Source organism: Paenibacillus sp. J31R122 (genome assembly GCF_056269185.1).
Map to the genome: position 1 here is coordinate 198329 of NZ_JBWDNM010000013.1, position 21358 is coordinate 219686.

The 21358-nt window shown below is 43.7% G+C and carries 22 protein-coding genes; 17 read left to right on the plus strand and 5 right to left on the minus strand.

Features of this window, described 5'->3' with window-relative positions; genetic code table 11:
* Positions 1–55: 55 nt before the first annotated feature.
* Positions 56–1219: a tryptophan synthase subunit beta gene (trpB, locus tag AC0YN7_RS21235; RefSeq protein WP_475812032.1), complete on the minus strand. Its 1164-nt coding sequence runs from the start codon at positions 1217–1219 to the stop codon at positions 56–58.
* Positions 1220–1539: 320 nt separating this feature from the next.
* On the opposite strand from trpB, the gene AC0YN7_RS21240 reads away from it, so the two are divergent.
* From AC0YN7_RS21240 to AC0YN7_RS21250, 3 genes are all read left to right on the plus strand, one after another.
* Positions 1540–1968 carry an NUDIX hydrolase gene (locus AC0YN7_RS21240; RefSeq protein ID WP_475812080.1) on the plus strand — a complete coding sequence of 143 codons (429 nt, stop codon included), beginning with the start codon at positions 1540–1542 and terminating at the stop codon, positions 1966–1968.
* Positions 1969–1988: 20 nt separating this feature from the next.
* A complete protein-coding gene (locus tag AC0YN7_RS21245) occupies positions 1989–2852 on the plus strand; it encodes a class I SAM-dependent methyltransferase (protein WP_475812081.1) in 864 nt (287 codons plus the stop codon).
* A gap of 468 nt (positions 2853–3320) precedes the next feature.
* Positions 3321–3977 carry a hypothetical protein gene (locus tag AC0YN7_RS21250; RefSeq protein WP_475812033.1) on the plus strand — a complete coding sequence of 219 codons (657 nt, stop codon included), beginning with the start codon at positions 3321–3323 and terminating at the stop codon, positions 3975–3977.
* Positions 3978–4272: 295 nt separating this feature from the next.
* Here the strand turns inward: AC0YN7_RS21250 and AC0YN7_RS21255 are convergent, their stop codons facing one another.
* A complete protein-coding gene (locus AC0YN7_RS21255; protein WP_475812034.1) occupies positions 4273–4650 on the minus strand; it encodes a YmaF family protein in 378 nt (125 codons plus the stop codon).
* Between the two features lie 245 nt (positions 4651–4895).
* Here AC0YN7_RS21255 and AC0YN7_RS21260 point away from each other — a divergent pair, with 245 nt between their 5' ends.
* The 8 genes from AC0YN7_RS21260 (at position 4896) to AC0YN7_RS21295 (ending at position 13224) form a co-directional block, all read left to right on the plus strand.
* Positions 4896–6659: a sensor histidine kinase gene (locus AC0YN7_RS21260; protein ID WP_475812035.1), complete on the plus strand. Its 1764-nt coding sequence runs from the start codon at positions 4896–4898 to the stop codon at positions 6657–6659.
* A gap of 2 nt (positions 6660–6661) precedes the next feature.
* Positions 6662–8230, plus strand: a complete 1569-nt coding sequence (locus tag AC0YN7_RS21265; RefSeq protein WP_475812036.1) for a response regulator transcription factor — start codon at positions 6662–6664, stop codon at positions 8228–8230.
* A 102-nt stretch (positions 8231–8332) separates the two neighbouring features.
* Positions 8333–9622 (plus strand): ABC transporter substrate-binding protein, encoded by a 1290-nt coding sequence (locus tag AC0YN7_RS21270; RefSeq protein WP_475812037.1) that lies wholly within the window; start codon positions 8333–8335, stop codon positions 9620–9622.
* Positions 9623–9712: 90 nt separating this feature from the next.
* Positions 9713–10588, plus strand: a complete 876-nt coding sequence (locus tag AC0YN7_RS21275) for a carbohydrate ABC transporter permease (RefSeq protein ID WP_475812038.1) — start codon at positions 9713–9715, stop codon at positions 10586–10588.
* Between the two features lie 44 nt (positions 10589–10632).
* Positions 10633–11418: a carbohydrate ABC transporter permease gene (locus AC0YN7_RS21280; RefSeq protein ID WP_475812082.1), complete on the plus strand. Its 786-nt coding sequence runs from the start codon at positions 10633–10635 to the stop codon at positions 11416–11418.
* Between the two features lie 230 nt (positions 11419–11648).
* Positions 11649–12164 (plus strand): GrpB family protein, encoded by a 516-nt coding sequence (locus tag AC0YN7_RS21285; RefSeq protein ID WP_475812039.1) that lies wholly within the window; start codon positions 11649–11651, stop codon positions 12162–12164.
* Between the two features lie 235 nt (positions 12165–12399).
* Positions 12400–12591 (plus strand): hypothetical protein, encoded by a 192-nt coding sequence (locus tag AC0YN7_RS21290; RefSeq protein WP_475812040.1) that lies wholly within the window; start codon positions 12400–12402, stop codon positions 12589–12591.
* 12 nt (positions 12592–12603) lie between these two features.
* On the plus strand, positions 12604–13224 hold the full coding sequence (locus tag AC0YN7_RS21295; protein ID WP_475812041.1) for a carboxylesterase family protein: 621 nt from the start codon (positions 12604–12606) through the stop codon (positions 13222–13224).
* Positions 13225–13831: 607 nt separating this feature from the next.
* Here AC0YN7_RS21295 and AC0YN7_RS21300 read toward each other — a convergent pair.
* Entirely contained in the window at positions 13832–14272 is a 441-nt protein-coding gene (locus tag AC0YN7_RS21300; protein WP_475812042.1) for a FixH family protein, read from the minus strand.
* A 91-nt stretch (positions 14273–14363) separates the two neighbouring features.
* The gene (locus AC0YN7_RS21305) at positions 14364–14813 is read right to left on the minus strand and encodes a hypothetical protein (protein ID WP_475812043.1); all 450 of its coding nucleotides are present in this window, start codon (positions 14811–14813) and stop codon (positions 14364–14366) included.
* A gap of 166 nt (positions 14814–14979) precedes the next feature.
* On the opposite strand from AC0YN7_RS21305, the gene AC0YN7_RS21310 reads away from it, so the two are divergent.
* From AC0YN7_RS21310 to AC0YN7_RS21320, 3 genes are all read left to right on the plus strand, one after another.
* A complete protein-coding gene (locus tag AC0YN7_RS21310; protein ID WP_475812044.1) occupies positions 14980–16194 on the plus strand; it encodes a sensor histidine kinase in 1215 nt (404 codons plus the stop codon).
* The gene (locus AC0YN7_RS21315) at positions 16154–16825 is read left to right on the plus strand and encodes a response regulator transcription factor (RefSeq protein WP_475812045.1); all 672 of its coding nucleotides are present in this window, start codon (positions 16154–16156) and stop codon (positions 16823–16825) included. Before AC0YN7_RS21310 ends, AC0YN7_RS21315 begins: the two co-directional genes overlap by 41 nt.
* A gap of 756 nt (positions 16826–17581) precedes the next feature.
* On the plus strand, positions 17582–18571 hold the full coding sequence (locus AC0YN7_RS21320) for a phage baseplate protein (RefSeq protein WP_475812046.1): 990 nt from the start codon (positions 17582–17584) through the stop codon (positions 18569–18571).
* A 98-nt stretch (positions 18572–18669) separates the two neighbouring features.
* Here AC0YN7_RS21320 and AC0YN7_RS21325 read toward each other — a convergent pair whose 3' ends face one another.
* Positions 18670–18972, minus strand: a complete 303-nt coding sequence (locus AC0YN7_RS21325) for a DinB family protein (RefSeq protein ID WP_475812047.1) — start codon at positions 18970–18972, stop codon at positions 18670–18672.
* A gap of 346 nt (positions 18973–19318) precedes the next feature.
* Between AC0YN7_RS21325 and AC0YN7_RS21330 the strand changes: the two genes are divergently transcribed.
* The 3 genes from AC0YN7_RS21330 to AC0YN7_RS21340 all read left to right on the plus strand — a co-directional run bounded on the left by AC0YN7_RS21330 (position 19319) and on the right by AC0YN7_RS21340 (position 21331).
* Positions 19319–19993: a response regulator transcription factor gene (locus AC0YN7_RS21330; protein ID WP_475812048.1), complete on the plus strand. Its 675-nt coding sequence runs from the start codon at positions 19319–19321 to the stop codon at positions 19991–19993.
* The gene (locus AC0YN7_RS21335; RefSeq protein ID WP_475812049.1) at positions 19990–20337 is read left to right on the plus strand and encodes a hypothetical protein; all 348 of its coding nucleotides are present in this window, start codon (positions 19990–19992) and stop codon (positions 20335–20337) included. Before AC0YN7_RS21330 ends, AC0YN7_RS21335 begins: the two co-directional genes overlap by 4 nt.
* A 64-nt stretch (positions 20338–20401) precedes the next feature.
* Positions 20402–21331, plus strand: a complete 930-nt coding sequence (locus AC0YN7_RS21340) for a HAMP domain-containing sensor histidine kinase (protein WP_475812050.1) — start codon at positions 20402–20404, stop codon at positions 21329–21331.
* Positions 21332–21358 lie beyond the last annotated feature (27 nt).

Genomic DNA, 21358 nt, shown 5'->3' on the forward strand with positions numbered 1-21358 from the left:
CACGTCCTTAGGACGTGGTTTTCTGTTTTATATGGTGAATGCCCTATAGATAATATTATGCCTTAAGCATGTGGAACACTTGCTCAACGTCCTTGTCTCCACGTCCGGACAGGTTAATAATTATAATTTGATCCTTGCTCATAGTAGGAGCAAGCTTCTTCGCATAAGCAACAGCATGCGCGCTTTCTAGTGCAGGAATAATTCCTTCTTTGCGGGATAGTTCTTGGAAGGCTGCTAATACTTCTTCGTTACTAATTGTAACGTATTCTGCACGTCCAGATACTTTAAGGTGACTATGCTCTGGTCCAATTCCCGGGTAGTCTAATCCTGCAGCAATGGAGTAGGTTGGCTTTGGATTACCTTGCTCATCAAGAAGTACTAAGCATTTGAAGCCGTGAATGACGCCTGGAACACCTTGTGTTAACGTTGGCGCTTGATCCGGCTCTACACCGATTAATCGAACCGATTGCTCGTCCAAATAGTGAGCGAAAGCACCAATCGCATTGCTTCCTCCGCCTACACAGGCAATGACTGCATCGGGCAGACGTCCTTCTTTTTCTAATATTTGGCGTTTTGATTCCTCACTAATAATAGATTGGAAATGTTTCACCATGGACGGGAAAGGATGCGGTCCTACTGCGGAACCAAGTAAGTAGAACGTGTTTTTGTAGTTTTGGACCAAATCATTCAATGCTTCGTCTACCGCATCTTTCAAGCGGCCTTGGCCTTTATGTACAGGTACGACAGTAGCCCCTAGCAATTCCATTCTAAAAACGTTCAATGCCTGACGCTTTGTGTCTTCTGCCCCCATATAAATGACGCACTGCATGTCGAACATCGCGCACACTGTGGCGGTTGCAACACCATGCTGACCTGCTCCGGTCTCGGCGATAATACGTTTTGCACCCATTCTTTTGGCAAGTAGAATTTGGCCAACAACGTTATTGATTTTATGTGCGCCAGTATGGTTAAGATCCTCACGCTTCAAGTAAACTTTGGCACCGCCCCATGCTTCTGTTATTTGTTTAGCGAAGGTTAGCGGATTTTCACGACCTACATATTCGCGCAAATAATAACGCAGTTCTTCATTAAATTCGGGGTCTTCCTTATATTTATAAAACTGTTCACTTAAATAATCCATCACTTCTTTTAGCTCAGGAGGAATGAAGCTTCCCCCAAATTCACCAAAGTATCCTTCTTCAATCTGGCTATGACTCATTGATCCAGCACACCCCATTCTATGAAAGTCAAATCTATTCATATAGTATCATATTGGAAGAAAAAAAATAATTGGAGATTATGGTATAACTCAACTGGAATTGAAAAAAACAAGGCTCTCCAAGAAGAAAGTATTACTGTATTGCAGAAATCCGTAGGTTTTTAAATAGGCTCAACAGAATCCGATTAAAACTGGAAAAAGAAAAGAAACATCTTTCTCTTTTTAGAAGTGTGTAACACATTCTATAATTAAGTTAGATATCGTTTGGCGTAAGCTAATTTTAGTACTATTTTTGAAGGGATTGTGTTCTTTTGATAAAAGTGAACGTGGCTTCCGCATTAATCTTCGATGATTCAAGCAAAAAAATATTAATGGTTTTGAATAAAAACGAGAACTCATCGTATTGGAGTATTCCAGGCGGGGCGGTCGAAGCAGGTGAAACATTAGAAGAAGCTGTAAAACGTGAAACTAAAGAAGAGTCGGGATTTGAAATTGAAATTTCCGGAATTTACTCGGTAAGGGAAGCGCTGTTTACAGAAAGGGGACACCATGCAGTACTCTTTACTATTATAGCAAACATCGTGGGTGGCGAAATGAAAATCTCGGATCCAGATGGAGAAGTAATAGAAGTTCAGTGGATGGACCTTGAAACTGCAAATGAATTCATGACCTACTTACCTGATCAACTAAAAATAAAAAGCGGTGAAAATAAAGTATCTGTTCCCTATCATTTTCATGGTGCTGTATAGAGCAGAAAACAGACTATCAAATATTTAGTAATCTCAGGAGGCGGCATATGAAAGAGCGTAATTCTACTTACAACATTAGCAATGCAACTCTGGGTTTTCAAGCCGAGGTTGAGAGATTGAAAGTTCAAGCAATGATGGGGTGGGATAAAGAATTTCGTAACTTAAAATGGTATGGATTGCAGGATGGCATGAGCGTGCTAGAGCTCGGCAGTGGTCCTGGTTTCGTTACCGAACAGCTCGTCAAAAGCTTGCAGGATAGCGTGATTACAGCTTTGGAGATTGATTCCACGTTATTGAGCGAAGCTAAAAGTAGGTTAGATCATATCTCACCATCTAGATTGAAGTTTGTACCTTCATCTGTGTATGAGACTGGACTACCTGACAACTCATATGATTTTGCCATTGCAAGGTTACTCTTTCTTCATTTACATAATCCAGTAGAAGCTGCTAGAGAGATCTATCGTGTGCTAAAGCCTGGAGGGAAACTGGTTATCATTGATATAGATGACGGAATTTTCGGAGTGGTTCATCCAGATCTTAAATTGCTACCTTCCGTGTTACAGAAATTGGCGGATTATCAGGCTTCAAAAGGAGGAAATCGGTATATCGGCAGGAGTCTGCCAAGACTCTTAGCAAAAGCAGGTTACATTGATTTAGATATGGATAGCGTTATTCAGCATAGTGATCTTCATGGAATTGAGGGTTTTAAACGGCAATTTGATATTAACCGCTTTGCGGTGTTTTACAATAATGGAGTCATCAATAAAGAAGAATTCGATCAGATAAAACTGGCATCTGAAAATATTAACAATTCCCCTGAAGCATATGCGATGATGAACTTTGTAATGGCTTGTGGTAAAAAACCTATTCACTCGAACAAGTAGGACACTATCGAGACATCAAGCTGGTACATGGATTTCAAGAGGGTTTCGTAGTATGGAACCAATCGGTCATAATTGGATAATCTTAGTATGTTATCTAAAGGAACATCAGATACACTGTGGCGTTGTAAACCCCCGCTGCCTTATTTGCTCTATGCCTGAGTAGTTTCAATATTTGAAATTAAATGAAGCCGCAAATTGTGAGCTAAGATTTAGTGTCAGCAGTTGAACTTAATTGCTGGGGTTAGCTCGATTGGTGCCTCTTTCCGGTGAATTAGCTGCAGATTCTGAAACTAAATCGTCTCTTTTTCCATATTGACTCTCATTAGTTTCACAATGTGGAACTAATTTATTGCATCCTCAGTCTAAAGGCATGAAACTATTCAGCTCATTGGCAGCAACGCAGTTTATTCTGGATAAAAATTCAATACACTGATAGTGTAAGAGGAAAGTTAGCAGGGTGGTTATTGGATGAAAAGGAAGATTGGATGTTTGCATGCCCACTACTCAAATATAGAGTATATTCAAAAAGCATTTGCTTCAAATGATTTGGAGTTAGTACATTTTGTAGACCCTGGCTTAATGAGCAGAATTGCTTCAGATGAATCCTTTGATTTAGCAAAAGCTCAAAGAAAAGTGAATGAGCAGATTGAATGGATAGCAAATACCAAGGTTGATGCAATTCTAATTACATGTACTAACTACATTGCGATTTTGGATGAAGAACAACTTAATATATCAGTTCCTATTATAAAAATTGATGAGCCATTTTTCCATCATGTTTGCAGTATAACAGAGCCACAACTGCTTTTATTTACTAATCCGGCAACTGTTGAAGGAACAATGAAAAGACTTAATGAATTTGCAAATGCACTTGAAAAAACTATTAATATTGAAGTACAGGTTATAGAAAATACATTTGAGCTAATCATGCAAGGAAAGAAAGAGCAATATGTGAGTGAATTATCAAATTATATAAAAGGTTTGCTAGTCTCTGATCCAAATAAGACTATTTCAGTTACTCAATTATCAATGGTCGAAGCTGCTGAGAGGGTTGAGCGAGAAATGAATGTTCATATCGGAAACCCGTTGAGAAAATTGGTGACGTATTTTGTGAAAGGGAAATAATTAGGTGCAAGCCGTACATGTCACGAACCAGAGTTTGATATTTAATGTACGCCGTGAGCACGCAGTTGGCTCTGCAGGATACAAGATTTTCTATTGCTTGATTCAAAGCCCCCTTAGGGGCTTTTTTCATGTATTTATTAATATACAAAGGTCGTAACCAAAAAAAGAAAACCACATTACGAGGGTTAGTCGCATTGTGGTTAACTCTTCTTCTATATGCTGGAAACTCTCATAGCTAGGTGTAACCTATAAGAACCTCGAAAGGCGATGGGAGAGGGTCAACTTTGGGGCTTGTTTACTTGACACGTTGACGAACGATTTTCTCAACAATTAATTTGTGGCCGAGCACAGCTCCGAGGCGAATTACCCCCGTTGTTCTGCCGGAAATGATGTGGCGGTGACCGTTTGTGACAGCCGTTTGAATCTGAAACCGGTGAAAATGATTCATGCCAGTTCCAATATTGAGGCCTGTTCGTCCGGAATAGTTATGACGGTGACTTTCAGCGGTCGTTGTAATTCCTCTGAAGTTATGACGGTGTCTTCCATCCTCAGGGATGAATAAATCAGTCAAGTTACCGAATGCATGTCTGTGCCCGTCAACTAACGTGGTCAATCCTTCCATTCGATGTTTGAATTGTACGGGACCACCGCTTCCTTGCTTTATTTTCACCATATGAATATCAATCCTTTCAAATCATTTATGATTATTAGAGTATGTAGATTACCTCTGGTTTTCTTGGATTATTGGCTCACACGATGATATTTCCGCTGTAATAGGAGCTTCATGGCTTGACATATTACGGTGTTGGGAGTTTTTAATTGTTGGATTATATTGTAGATCCGTGTTATGTTCATCGAAGTTATGTTGTTTTTTATTTTTAATCATAAAAACTACACTTGCAAAGGAACAGAATCCGTATGCTATATAAAAAAAGCTTATTTTTCAAATTGCTGGTAGGCATGCTCATTGCTGTCGTATTACCATTTGCACTATCCAATCTGATCTCGTATAAAACCACATCGGATTCGGTAGAAAAGCAGGTTATCGCGCTCAACCAGAATACGATGGATATCGGCATGGACAATATGAAACGTTACTTGACTAACCTTAACAGACTGTCGGTTGCGTTCTATAATGATCAAACGCTTATGAATTATTTGCGCTCTAGGGAAACGGCCCCATTCCAAATGCTTTACATTACCGATAAAGTCTCAAGCTTATACAACAGCTATTCCGAATTAAAAGCGGTACGTTACGTTAGCGCGGCAAACGGTCAGACGTACATGAACTCGCATTCTGCGCTGTTGGAAATATCCCTTCAGCTGTCACATTCGGAAATTCCGAAGAAAGAGGGAGAGAATTGGGATGTAAACCGGGGGTATGAAGTGTTGATGCTTGGCGAGGAGAGGGTATTGGCTTTCCATAAACCGCTCGTCGATTACCCGAAGCCAGATGTTCTTGGTCTCGTTTCCCTTTATGTGGGACAAAAAGAAATATCTGAAATCATTCGTCCGTTGTCCGATGCCCAAAGGGGAGAAGCGGTATTTCTTCATATTCAAAAGCAATTCAAGCTGCTTTATGCAACCGACCTGGAACCGGCCGTGGAATTTGACGGACCTCAGTCACAACCGGAGCATTGGGGAGCGCGAGGTTATGTGAATGGAAAATTTAACGGGCGAAAAGGAGTGTTTGTGTACGTTCAGGACCGGTATCAGAATTTACCGTTGTCCCTCGTCAAATTCGTACCAACTGATGTCATCAATGAGTCGGCAAAACGGACCTTAAATTTTACTTTGGTTCTTCAACTCATCGCTCTCTTTTTTCTAATCGTATTTGCCTCCATCTTATCTTATCGGACTATTGTTCCGATTAAGAGACTGCTGCGAAACATCGTGCAATTGGAATCGGGAAATTTCCGTGTTAGTGAGACTTCCGGGCGTATGGACGAGATCGGTGTGTTGGAACAGCGTTTCCAAACGATGGTCGGCAGGCTGGACGACTTGATCAACAATGAATACCGCAGCCGCTTGGAGCTTACGACTGCAAGGCTCAAAATGCTGCAGGCGCAAATCAATCCGCATTTTTTGTATAATACTTTGCAATCTATCGGAACGATGGCACTCCGCCACCGAGCTGACGATATCAGTGATAAGATCGCCGAGCTCGGCGCAATTATGAGATACAGCATGGATTTGAAATCGGAATCCGTGCACCTTCAAAAGGAAATCGAGCATATCGAGCACTATTTGTCACTGCAAACGGGCAGGTTCAAAAATAAGCTCTCCTATACACTTTCCTGTCCGAGTGAGGCGCTGTCCATCAACGTTCCAAAGATGATTCTGCAGCCATTGGTGGAAAACAGTATTATTCATGGTATAGAAAAGGGCAAGGGAACAGGAACGCTTCATATCGGCATTGAGCTTGACCGTGGTCTCGTGATTCGAGTTATGGATAACGGGAAAGGAATCGAGCCTGAAGTGCTGGAACGAATCAGAGTGAGTTACGAGAAGCGTCAATTGCAAGGACCAGATGAAGGCGGTATCGGGCTCCTCAATGTGCTGCACCGTTTGCATTTGTCTTACGGATCGGATTTCGAATGGGACATAAACAGCATACCTTATGAAGCAACTGTTATTACGCTCCGTTTTCCAGTTGAAGTTAGCATCGCGGGAGGGGAATGACCTTGAAAGTTTTGATCGTGGATGATGAAGAGCATGTTCGGGAAGGCATTGATTTGGCTATAGATTGGGAGAAATTCGGGATTTCTGAGCGGCTGCAGGCAGAGGATGGCCGACAAGCACTCGACTATTTGCGGAAGCATAAGCCCGCTATTATGTTTTGCGACATGCGTATGCCGGGAATGGACGGTACGGAGCTTTTGCGTCAACTGCGGGAGGAAGGTTTTGATACACAAGTCATTGTAGTCAGCGGACATGACGATTTCCAATACACGCGTGCTGCCCTTCGGGCGAATGGACTAGATTATTTGCTTAAACCTTTTTCCAAAAGGGATCTTGAACATGTTCTCGAACAAGCTGTAATAGCTTGGAAAGACCGAGAAGTGAGTCTGCTGGAAGAGCGGGAAACTGACTTCAAGATCAAGTGGGCCGACTCTTTAGTCCATGAGCAGAAGCTGGCGGCTTATTTAAAGGGGGAATCCGTCTTTCATGAGGGGTTACGGGGAATGCTGCATAAAGTAGGTCTTTCTTCAGAACGTCTAAGGGTGTCACTGATACTGCCATGCAACCGCATGGATCTTGTAGACCGGCGCTTTAAGGGTGATAGGGAGCTCTTTGTTTTTGCGATCAATAATATTGCCCATGAAACGCTTAGAGCCTACGGCGCTCATTACTTATGCAGATTCGATGATTATCAGTGGATTCTGCTAACGGCCTTGACCTCCGGTTATCAGTCAGCTTCCGAGCACCGACGCTGCATGGAGAAGGTAACCAAAGCATGGCGGGACATTTTGGGGCTTGACACGCTTATAGGAATATGCGATTCGGAAGCAGACACTGCTGGATTGCCGGGTGCGATCGGCGAAGCTCGCTCTGCCTTATTGAATAGCGATATATGGGAATATTCCGCTAGAGCGGAAATCGCCCCAGGAGAGCCCCCGCGGTTGACGGATCAACAGTTTTTACTGCAAACCACTCTTGATACCGGCAATAAAGCTTATGCGGCCGAGATTATTCACTCTTTCGTTCAAAGCCTCCGGCAGAGAGGGAATTTTCGGCTGAAGGATCTACAGGCCTGCACAATCGAGGCCAATCTCCTTTTGGAGCGGGCCAGTCGGCTGATGCATGCAAGTAAGGAGGCGTCTGATCTTCTGATGCCGCTGTGGATTAGCGATTTGAACGAATGGGAGAGGACGTTCGTTCAACAATGGTGGACCCTCATGGAGGAGCAAGGGCGCGAAGGCTTGGGTAACCGCGGCGTGAAGGCGATCCAGGAGTATATCGAACGACATTTTCATGAGGATTTGTCACTATCGGTTCTGTCGGAACGATTTCATTTCAGTCCGCAGTATATCGCCAAGAAATTTAAGGAGCTATACAATACGACCGTGATGACTTATTTAACCGAGATTCGGATGGATAAAGCGAGGTCTTTGCTCCGATTTACGGACAAGCCGGTCTCGGAAATCGCCAATTCCCTCGGCTACGACGATGAGAATTACTTCGGTAAAGTATTCAAGAAACAGCAGGGTGTCTCGCCTCTTCAGTTTCGGAAGCAGCACCGAGATTCATAGATTCCTTTTTTAGGTGAATATATTCCCTGCCCCTGAGCATGCGGAGAAGATACAATCGGAGTGTAAACAGGATTCATTCTAATTCAAGGGGGATAAACACAAATGAAAAAGTCGATTTCTATGGTCTGCACTATGGCATTGCTTATGGTTTCCTTAGTGGGCTGTGCTGGTGGAGGGGATGCCCCGAAAAATAATGCCGCTTCTCCGAACAGCACGTCCAAATCAGGCGAGGGGGAAAAAGTGACCCTTAAGCTGCTGCAGTTCAAAGCCGAAATCACCGATAAAGTAAAGGCGATGGCTGACGACTACATGAAGGAAAATCCGAATGTCATCATAGAGGCTCAAGTAACAAAGGATTACGAAACGATTCTCAAAACCCGCTTTGCTTCCGGTGAAGAACCTGATATCTTCATGACCAAAGCATTCTCCGACATTACGGACTGGTCCGGTAAGCTTGTCGACTTGTCTAATGAACCCTGGATGAGTAAGGTATCCCCTTCCGCAGTGGCGGGTATGACGGTTGACGGCAAACAGCTTGGCTTTCCGATTGCCTTCGAGGGATATGGCTTCATCTACAATAAGGAACTCTTTGCCAAAGCGGGCATCGATAAGGTACCGACAACGCTGACAGAGCTTACACAGATGAACGAAAAACTGAAAGAGGCCGGCATACAGTCTTACGCCGAGGGTTACAAGGAATGGTGGATACTCGGACAGCATCTGTTCAATCTGCCGTTTGCAGCTGAAAAAGATCCCGTCGCTTCCATTGATAATATTAATAAAGGCCAACTGAAAGTCAAAGATATCGCCAATATTAACGGGTTCTTCGATGTTCTTGACTTAACCGTAAAATACGGAAAAGGAGCGGAATCCGTCGGTGTCAGCTATGACAACCAGGTATCCGATTTCGCGTCTGGCAAAACGGCCATGATGCAGCAGGGCGTATGGACCATCGATTCGATCATGAAAATCAACCCGGACATCCAAATGGGCATGTTCGCGATTCCTTTGAACGATAACGCAGCTGAAACGAAAATGCCAGTAGGCGTTCCAGGTTATTATGTCCTTAACAAAAATTCCAAGCATGTGGACGAAACGAAAAAGTTCCTGACATGGCTGCATCAAAACGGCCAAAAGTATTTAGTTGATTCCTTTAAGCTGATTCCTGCTTTCACTGATTTGAAGACGACTCCGGAGCTCGGACCTTTGGCGAATGATCTGAGCGGCTACGTAGAGAAAAACCAAACACTTCCTTGGGCGCACACGCTATGGCCATCCGGTTCGAACCAAGAGTTCGCGAAGCCGCTTCAGGCATACGTCGGCGGACAATTTACGAAAGATCAGGCTATCAACGAAGTTCAGAACATTTGGAATGCCCGCATAAAAAAATAATCCACATATCACCGTGACTATTCGATGTATGACTTCCGTAGTAGGGGCATACATCGAATGGTTTATAGAAAGATAAAGGAGACGGACAGTATGAAATCGAGAAATCGTAAGCTATGGACGTATGTGGTATTTGTCGCTCCTGCTTTATTTTTTTTCACTCTGATCATCCTGGTGCCGTTTTTGCGGGCCATTATATATTCATTTCAGGATTGGAACGGAATCAGCAGCGATATCGCCTGGTCCGGTTGGGACAACTATGCGATGATTTTGAAGGACACCGGGTTCCATAAGTCGTTTGCTTTTACGCTTAAATTTGTGTTTGTCATTACAATCTTGTTGAACGTGTTCGGATTTTTGCTTGCTTTGGTGCTGAACTTGTCATTGAAAAGCCGAAATCTTCTCCGAACCGCTTTTTTCCTTCCTTACGTCATCGGACCTGTGATCATCGGCTTCATATGGCAGTTCATTTTCACGAATTTGTTCGCGGAAATCGGCAAAGTCACCGAGTGGTCCATGTTTATGAAAAACTGGCTCAGCTTGCCGGGCTATGCTTTCTGGTCGTTAGTCATTGTCACCGTATGGCATTCCGTCGGATATTTCATGGTTATTTACCTGGCGGCGCTTCAGGGCGTTCCGAAGGATTTGCTGGAGGCTGCGGAAATCGATGGTGCCGGGAAATGGAAACGTATGCAAAACGTAGTTCTGCCGCTCATTCGCCCGGCGATGACGATCAACTTGTTTTTGGCGATTTCCTCCGGGTTCAAGTCTTTTGATTTGAACTTCGCCCTAACGAGAGGCGGGCCGTTCGGATCGACGGAATCGATCGCCTATCACATTTACTTGGATGCATTCACGAAGAACTTGTTTACTCTTGCTTCGGCGAAAGCAGTCGTGTTCTTTCTGGTGCTGGCAGGTATCACTCTTATGCAAGTCTCGGTAATGAAACGCAAGGAGGTAGAGATGTGAATAACGGTCGCTACAACATAAGAACTCTCGGACTCGAGCTGCTCATGGTTGCGCTGGCACTAATATTCTTTTTCCCGCTGTACATGACGTTTATCAACGGGTTCAAAACCTACAACGAGGTCGTGACCTCCGTCGTGTCGCTTCCTGAGGTATTCCAATTTAAAAATTTTGTCACGGTATGGAAGCAGATCAATTTCTTCGGCGTGTTCATGAACTCTATCATCGTCACTATCGTGTCCGTAGTAGGCATCTTGCTTATCAGCTCGATGGCTGCTTACCAATTAGTTCGCCGCCCAGGTAGGGTAAGCAACGTGATTTTTATGTCCATTCTTGCTTCGTTGATTATTCCGTTCCAAACGCTGATGGTGCCTCTTGTGAAGGTAGCTAAGGAGCTGGGCATCATCAATTCACTCCACGGAATTATCATTATGTACTGGGGCTTTGGCGTTCCGCTTGCGTTATTCCTGTATCATGGCTTCATCAAAGGAATCCCTCGCGAATTAGAGGAGGCGGCTCATATTGACGGGAGCGGCACGTTTGGTGTGTTTTTCAGGATCCTGCTTCCGCTTCTCAAGCCAATCACCACGACAATCGCAATTTTACATTCACTCTGGATATGGAACGACTTCCTGCTTCCACTAATTACGCTGAGCAGCGATAGTACCAGAACGATCCCGCTGGCAGCTAACATTTATTTCGGCCAATACACGAATGAATGGCATCTGGCGATGGCGGCTTTAACGATGGCAGTTGTCCCGATCATCCTGTTCTTCCTGTTCATGCAGCGTTACATTATCCAAGGTATTACGTCTGGTGCGGTGAAAGGCTAAGGTCCACGAAGGGGTGTATCTTTGGAGGATGTCATGCAGCGCTTAAGAAAATAGTCTCATTTTCACGGAAAGGCAGCCATCATTGTTGGCTGCTTTTTTCTCGTTGACGGGCATTTTAGTTTAAAGAATACTTTCACTTTGTAAGTTCACAGGCTTCAGTTATTATTGGAAATATAATATTCAACCACAGAGGGAGTCATAATTGCAATTAAAAAGAGGGGGGGAACAAGATGAGGAAAGTTGAGGTTCTACCTTATAATCCTCAATGGGCTTCACAATACGAAGAGGAAGCGGAAAATCTTCGAAGGATTTTGGAATCTGAGATTATTGATATTTATCATATAGGAAGTACAGCTGTGCCAGGATTAAATGCAAAACCCATTATTGATGTGATGCCTGTTGTCAAAGACATCAATCGGATAGATGAATATAATGATAGACTAATTCTTCAATGGTATGAGCCAAAAGGAGAGAATGGAATAAGTGGACGACGTTATTATACTAAAGGTGGAAACAATCGCTCACATCACATTCACATTTACGCTTTTGGAAATCCACAAATAAAACGACACCTTGCCTTTAGAAATTATTTAAGGGTACATACGGAAGTGGCTAATAGTTATGGAGAACTGAAATCGAAACTGGCAGCACAATTCCCTTTTGATATTTCGTCATATATCAAGGGCAAGGAAAGTGTAGGGCTAGAAATTGATAAACAAGCAACTGATTGGGCTAAAGGAATTTAACCGATTATTGTGCTAACTGGACACTATAGTGTAACAATCAACTTGACGGGACAGATGCATAAAGTCGGCATTAAACTCGAGAAGGCAACAGAAGGGGTTATCAGCTATCCCCATCCAATAAACGACCCATCTCCCGACAAATTATATTGAATTATTTGATACAGGTACAAGACCAAGTGAATGGAAAAGAGATGTCCCTTCTGTAGATAAGCTTATCTTACAGCTAAAGGAGCAGTTGGTTCGTTTACAACGGATTCCATCTGAAAGGTTAAATGAGAGGCTGGAAGAACCTTTTATGGGACTTGGATCCATCGGAGAATTCGCGAGCATCATGTTACTGCATGAAGGAATCCATTTAGGACTTATTGAAGCGATGAAGAGAGTCATTGAAACGTCAAGGATTAATGAACTAATAGAGGAAAAGTAGGGTGGAATTATTATGACTCAAATAGATGGCAAGTTAGATAAAAAAGGGATAAGAATAAATTACCTGCTCTATTTACCGGATCTAAAGGAGACTAATCAAAAGTTTCCATTTCTACTATTTCTCCATAGTGTGGACCAACGAGGAGATGATGTGGAGCTTCTAAAACATTTTGCCCTTCCGCAAATCTTAGAAAACAAGAAAGACTTTCCTTTTATCGTAGTCTCTCCACAATGTCCTAACCATTCATCTTGGGATATGGAAACTAATTCAATAATAATGTTAATAGAAGAAATTACTTCTACATACCCTGTGGATGAAAAAAGGGTGTACTTAACAGGTATAAGTATGGGTGGATATGGTGCTTGGGATTTAGCAATTAAATATCCGGAGAGATTTGCGGCACTTGTGCCAATTTGTGGTGGTGGGACACCTGAAGAAACACAGATTTTGAAGAATACCCCAGTATGGGCATTTCATGGTGCTAAAGATGATGTTGTACCTATGCAAGAAACGCTTAATATGGTCGAGGCTTTAAAACAATGTGAAGGAAATTTAAAGTTAACCATCTATCCGGATGCAGGCCATGACTTGTCAGAAACTTATAACAACCCGATGCTCTATGATTGGTTCTAACATACAAAAGTTTAAAATTAGAGTTTGCAAGTTGAGTTTCTTAAATCCGTCTTATCTCAGTCATTTAAGTAGTGATAACGCTTAGGCTATTGTTTTTCTAAGGCTCAAAATAACTTGCAAATAATCGCTTTCCAAGGGTAACATCAATAATAGATTACACTTCACCGATTGAAGCGGCGTTAAAGGTGAAACGGTGGCCTAAAGATACCATAGCGGCGGGTGACTGGTGAGGAACGAAAGCGATTTCATGCAACACCCCAAATGATGGTAGTAAGGGAAATGAACACCCTTCTCGTGCGATTATGGGGTGATTTCAGAAAGTTAAGTGTTTTATGGTGTTTTTGCACAATTTTGTGAATGATAATTTCCAATTCACAAGGTGTGCAAAAATAAAAAATCCCACTTAATGGTGGGAGGAAGCGGCATAAGATACAGCTCATAAAGTCTTATGCAGCAAGACTCGGCGAATGCCGAGAGGCTATCTAGAGAAGGGAGGTTGGCGCCCCTGCTTTAATTGTGCAGCGAGGGAGAGATCCTAGTGGCGGGTAGTTCCATGATCATGGGTGCCACTCTGCTCATGTTGACTGCCAGCAATCGTTTCAACAGGCTAATCTTGTGTCGTTGCGGAAGCGGATGGTTCCTTCGTGGCAGTAACCGTGAAAGGGATCTTCTTCATGGTGTGGAAATCACGTGCCGACACATGGTAATAGACGAAGTACGATCCCGGTTCTATAATGGGCTGCTTGGCGATGTAGAGTCCATCCTTTTGGAAAGTAGCAGGTAGCATCATATGAGGCTCTTGCCCCTCTTTCCACCATTCAAATATGACTTCGCTCGCGTCATCCACTGGTTTACCATCCTGGGTAACGGTTACCGCAAAAGTAACGTTGTCTCTGGCAGCAGGTTGACTCGGTTCGAGCGTGAATGTGGCTTCGACTGGTGTAGAAGGAAGATGAGCTGCTGTGTGTTGTTGATCTTGACCACATGCGGTTATGGCAAGGAGCAAGAGTAGGCACGGCAGCATGAACATCAAGCGTTTCAATTCCATCTAGGATCATTCCCTTTCTGTTTCAAGTTCATCAGTTCTTGGTAGAAGAGCGAGTCACTGTGCTGATTATGGTCTCTTGCAATTGCACGTGTTACATGAATATCGGTGCGAGCAGAAAGGCTGCAATAAACAAATCCAAAATAGTGCACCATTCCGCATACCACCGCCAGACGATCTTGTTGCTCCGGAAATGAGCAAAGTCCCAGACCGCATGGCCGATATAACCTGCCGCGAGCAGGATCAGTCCCGTTTCTCTGTCGACATACAGAGACACTAACGCGATAATGCTGAAAAACAGTAATGCGGCCGCCTGTATCAAGATGGTACGAACCCCGCGGAGATGACCGCGAATTGCGCCTGCAATCGGGTAGACAAGCGCGATGAGAACCAGGATAAATGACATGGGATCCGTTGAAGCAGGGAACCCTGTTGCGGCCATAGCTAACGCCAACAATGAGGGCCATCGTTTCAACAATTGTATGCCTACTACCTTCAATCTTCCTTTCACTTTGACATCTTCGTCTTTTCTGGCTAATTCCATGGCAATCACTCCTCGTTTTCTTTTGCACACCAAAGATATCAAAATGCGATTCCTTTTACGTCTATCTGCAGTTGATTTTTATTTAGCGTCTATATCGATCGATTGATGAGCAAAACGAATTCATCTGGTATGATGAAGTAAACCAACCCGATTGAAGGGGAGATCAATGAGTAAAAACATATTTCGGCACTTTGACGCCCGCGCCGCGCATATTACCTTTATCGTTGCCTTTTTCATATTGATCCTGCCTGAGTACCCGTTTCTGCATATCCATATACTTATCGTTTACGCCGCCTTCGCGGCTTGTTACATATGGATGGCGGCAGCGCCTAAAGGATGGTGGAATGTTAAGAGGTACGTTCTTGCGGTTTGCATTCTTGCTGGCATAACCCTCATTATTCGCACCGTTCATTCCGATTACCCTGATCACCGAATTTTCTGGCCGCTGCTGTATATGCTGGGTGTGGCCGATCCGAAATGGAACCGTTCGACCGTTACTCTCGCCGTAGTCACGGTTTGCCTCATGTTTGCAATGATGCTGTTCGACGAGGTTTCATATGGCGCACTTATTGCAGCTGTCCTAATGTACATCGCGGTCAGAAATCAAATCCTGCTTCGCGAAGCGCATCGAACGAACCGAAAGCAACTGGAACAACTGAATACAGCGTATTCCGAATTGCAGCAAACATCTGTCCAGGCAATGGGTTATGCTGCGCTGACGGAGCGTACGAGATTGGCACGCGACATACATGACGGGTTTGGACATCAGATGACCTCGCTGATTGTTCAACTTCAAGCGTTGAAGCTGATGATTCCGCAAGATCCGGCTGGGGCGGCAAACAGCGTAGACGAGATTCTGAAGGTTGCTAGGAAAGGGATGGATGAGGTAAGGCTTGCAGTAAAGGAATGGTCGGACGACGAGAAGGGCATGGGACCGATCGCGCTGAAAGGCCTCGTCTCTCAATTCGAAGCCAATTCTAGGGTACGGATACAATACAAAGAAATCGGACCTATCGGCGAGTGGCCGGCTGAATGCAGCGTGATTCTCTACAGAATCTTGCAAGAAGCGTTAACCAACATTCTCAAGCACGCTGATGCGAACCAGGTTAACATTGTAGTGGAAGAAGAGAAAGAACATGTAAAGCTTCTCATTACGGATGACGGTCATTTCAGCAGCCAGAAACCTTTGAATTTCGGATTTGGCCTAAGCGGTATGATCGAAAGATGCAAATCTGCCGGAGGGAGCATCGTTTTCTCCACAAATTCACCCAATGGTTTAAAGATACAAGCAGTTATTCCGCTTAATATTACATCTAGTACGGCTAATAAGGAGACGATTCATGCAAACCGAGAAAATGATTCGAATCGTACTGGCGGATGACCAGCCTTTCATCCGTAAAGGATTGCGTTATATATTGGATATTCAAAAAGATATGCAGGTGGTCGGAGAGGCTTCTACCGGAGAAGAAGCGGTTGACGTTGCTATACGAAACGTTCCGGATATCGTCCTGATGGATATCCGCATGCCGGGCGGAACGGGTATCATGGCAACAAAGTCTATCGTTGAAGCTTTGCCTAACATAAAAGTGGTCCTCTTAACGACATTCGATGTTGAACAGTATGTGTTTGACGGGATTCGTGCCGGGGCTTCCGGCTATTTATTGAAGGATACAGAAACCGATGAATTGCTGAGCGGTATACGGGCCATGCACCGGGGGGCAACCCTGTTCAATAGCAGCAAGGCCAAACGCGCTCTAGACCAAATATTGACTTCGGGCATGGAGGAGCCGGATTCATCCGGCAATTATCGGCTGCTTGGCACCTTGACGGAGCGTGAAACGGAAGTATTGCAGTTGCTTGCTTACGGTAAGAGAAACCACGAAATATCTGCGATTTTATGCATTTCTGAAGGCACAACAAAAACGCACATCCACCATATCATGCAAAAACTTGGGGCGCAGGACCGCACACAGGCAGTGGTCACTGCAATTCGAATGAAGCTTGTGAAATAAATAAGGAACAATTGGAAACCCTATATCTTTTCCAAGCCGATTCGCTTGCCGGACATACTCTCGATCACTTGGGGGAAAGTCTGGATAGGAGCTTGCGTAATAGCAGAAAATGCGGTCGAAGAACGCCTTCGTCTGCGCAGACATTTAAATCAAGTTATTGAAACGGCCACCGGCGATGTTTTTGCCCAGTGCCCTTTTTTCTGCATCAGTCGCTGCGTTCTGAATTATTCAATATTTCGTATACGTCGCAAGACGATAAAAACCAGGACTGTCTTGAATAGCACCAAGCCGGTACTGATCGCGGCAATTGTGTTGAGAGCGTCTGTAAATGCAGTATGGGCGAAGTCCATTAGTCGGTCCGCGAGATCGGGTGACAGCTTGTTAGCTGCGGAGGCAGCAACATCATACCCAAGGAAACACTGATACGACGGTTTTTCAACAGTTTCAAGTCTAGCAGCGGATGGTCCAATCGGCGCTGCCGGACGAAGAACGCTACGCCGAACGCTGCTCCTGCCAGCATTGCCGGTATCGGTACACCATGTAATCCGTCCTTAGCCCACTCCCCCCCGGTTTATTACGGATTGGTGTTTTATTTATTCCGAAAATGGGTAATACATAGTTTCAACACTCATTTTGCCCAATACACCAAGGAAAAGCGCTGTTTATGCGCAAAGAGAAAGGAGGATTGTGTTCAGCTGTAATCAGCCATTTTCCCGCTTTTACCCCGAAGAGTCATTGTACAAAGGAGGTATTATAATGTTTCAGGAGCGTTTAGCTCTTAGCGAAAGGAACTTTAAGATTTTTACATCTGTATTTCTCGCTATTCTTTTATTCATCATGCCAGTCCTGCCTGCGGCGGCAGCATCACCTGGCAAAACCGTAAACGCATCGGCAAAGCTCGCATATAACCTAAAAGGGCTCAAGCACAATGTGGCAGTACAAAAAGCATATATCGCAGACAAGTATATCTATGTTACACAACGGTCTAAGGGTACCTGCTATCTTTCCAGATTGCGCATGAACGGGAAAGACGCAAAGTACGTAGACCAAATGACCGTCACCAATACCGGCCATTGCCAAACATTTGATATGTACACATACAAAGGAAAAAATTATTTCTACTTCAGTTCTAAAGCAGATCCTTCAACAGACCAATACTGGTCGCTCCAGGTGGCAAGACTTCAATATAAAGCCGGCTTAAAGGTCGATTATACGAAGCTTGATCGGTTCACCTATATGAATTACGCTAATAAGACTGGCAAAAGATTAGGCACCACCTATAGGGTAGACGGCGGCGGTAACAGCAAATACACGTTTTTCCGTATACAGACAAAGGAAAAGACCGTCACTTGGTCCATGTACAGCACAGTGGCCTTGAACAAGCTTTTGGACAGCAAAAAGCAGGTTCGAATGGACAGTGTCGCCGCGGTAAAAGCGAGCGTAGCGAGCTTCACACAATCCGGCAGCCGTATTATTAGACCGAATGGATCTTTTCAGGGTGCAGATATGCTAGGGAGTACTAAAATTTACACTTCAGGGGGCGCCGAAGGACAAACCCCTCAAATCGCTATGATGACTAGCTCGGGTGCGTACAAGAGCCTGGTGAAAATTACGAATGTGGGAAAGCATGAAATCGAGGGAGTTCAGACCAAGAACGGGAAAGTCTATTTTACTATTGTGACGGATCCCAAGAACAAGAAGAACACACAGAAAATTTACTATGTGCCGGATACTATATTTAAATAACTGTACGTATAAGAAGTCGCCGTTTGTTGGCGGCTTTTTTTCTACAACTCATATAGCCGAGAAACGCGATTTGATTCCGTTGTAGCCAGGGCACAATCTCATAGAATGGGATGATAGTTCAATGTCAAAATACAGGATTTACCACCCCGAACGTTCTTTAAGGGAAGTGATTTGTGAAAATGATGCCGACCGTGCCAAGCATACCTTTGCGTTGCAACGTCAAGACTCATTACACCGTGAGCGGGGCTTGTAAATGTCCTTTGAAAGTCTGACTTGTACAAGGAACGGAGCAAGGCTGCAAATCGACTGTGAAGCGCTTCCAGAAGAATCAGCGAAGTTTCAATAGGGGCTCGAAGCCAGATCTGATTCCCCGTTTTTCTTCTCAGCAGCGGGGTCAACAACTAGAGTGATTTTTAATTTTTTTATAAGGAAATCACTTAAGATAGCAAACTTTAGATCGCTTATTTTATTTCAACAAGTAAGGCAGTAATGTCTGAAGGGTTAATCTTTTCTAAATCATCCAGACTTATTTGATTTACTTTAATTATCATAGAGAACTTTGTGATAACACCGCTGGGGCGTATTACAATTTTTTTTCCTATATTTTTCAATATTTAATTATAATTATACCTCAGGATCTACGTCATGGCATAGACTTGATAATCAATTCAATGTTGATGCTCTCTTGGGGTAACCCTTATTTTAGTGTAAGATGTACTCATCCTTTATAAGGAGGGGACTTTTGAGATGAACTCGACGATTTTACATATTGAGGATGATCAAGAAATTGGATCATGGGTCAGTGATTTTTTAACCGAACGGGGTTATGAAGTGATATGGTTGAACTCCGGACAAAATGTAATGGAGCATATGGAACAAGCCGATATCGTCATATTAGACATCATGCTGCCTGGGTTAGATGGGTATACCATCGGACAGCGTCTTAAACAAAAGTACCCTGAAAAACCAATCATGATGCTGACAGCCAGAACCTCCATTGAGGATAAACTACAGGGACTTTCGTTTGCAGATGACTATATGACAAAGCCGTATCATCCCGACGAACTAGAAGCGCGGATTCAAATTCTGCTCCGACGCTCAGGCGTTGTCTCTACCGATCGTATGCAGTTGGGGCACTTGAACATAGATCGGAAAGCCAACCGCATTTTGAATACAGAAACGAATACGGAGATTGTCCTGACCGGTAAACAGTTTCATATCTTTATGTTTTTTCTCGATCACCCCAACCAGATTTTGACCCAAAGGCAAATATATGAAGCAGTGTGGGAAGATCCCTATATTAAAGGGGATCGAACCCTTATGGTGCATATCCGTCATTTGCGTGAAAAAATAGAGCTTGATTCCAGTCATCCGCAGATGATCGAGACGATTCGCGGCATCGGGTATAGGTTGAAGTTATGAATATTCGAAGATCGCTCGTCACCAAATATTTGATACTGATCCTCGCATCTATACTCATGTGGCCTATTTTGCCGGCCCTCTATTATTTGCCTGGCATTTTGCTTAAACAAAATGCGATACATGAGCCACTGGAAATAGAAAAAATGTGGGAACATGCAGCTGAACAACTAAATGAAGCTGATGAGCATACCATCAATGAAAAGCTGTGTAGGATACAAGAACAATATCCGAAAGCCAAGCTGTTTTGGGTCGAGAAATCAGGGAAAACCCATATGATCCATAAGCGTATCACAGAAATTCCCGATCAATGGACCCCCCTCCAACCTCATCAACTATCTCGATAGGAATAAGGAACAAGACCTATTCACTGTAACAGCTGTGATGGGTACAGACGGGAAACAAGGATTTATGGTATTTCATATCCCAAAATCTACTACGACGCTCGCAATTAAGCCGGTAAATGGAGATCTCTTCTTAATCCTCATTATTTTTGTCGCAGGTGTTTTGATCGTGATGGTATCCTTGTTGTTCTTCTTAAGCATTCGCAAAAGGCTTGTAAAACTTCAAACTGTAATGTCAGATACCGGAAATAACGGGATACCGGATGAGGTCACAGTCAATAACAGCGATGAGATGGGACAGTTGGAAAAAGCCTTTAACCGGATGGTGACACAATTGAAAAGCAGTAGAGCGCGGGAGAAGGAGGAAGAGAACCTTCGAAAAAAATGGATCGCCAATATATCTCACGATCTACGCACACCTTTGACCGTCATTCAACAGCACGCTTACACTGTTCAGAGTAATCCATCATCACCCAGAGCAGCAACGTCCATGCAAATCATTATCAACAAACTCAATGATGTTGGAAAATTACTTGAAAACCTGCTTACCTATACATTGCTTTCAGCGGGTAAACACCCAATAAAACGGGAAAATATCGATGTTATAGAGGAATTGCACCATGCCGCTGTTGAATGGTATCCTGTCCTAGAAAAAGAAGGATTTCGAGTGGATGTAGACTTGCCGGATCAAGAGTTAAATTGGAAGGTTGATCCATTATGGTTGCGATGCATTCTGGATAACCTGGTGCAAAACGTGATCAGGTATGCCAAATCCGGTCAATACATAGGGATTGGTTTTGTTGAACGGAATGGCATAATGCGCCTGTTCATTGAAGATAAAGGAGAAGGGATAAAGCACGACACAGAAGCGAAAGGCGCCGGTATTGGTCTATCAATCGTCTCCTTCATGACGAAAGAAATGGACATCGATTGGGAGATATCCAGCTCTCCAAACGGGGTACTCCATTATTTAAGCCAGAATTTAAACGAAAATTAAACTTCCGGTCACCTCAATTTCCCATTC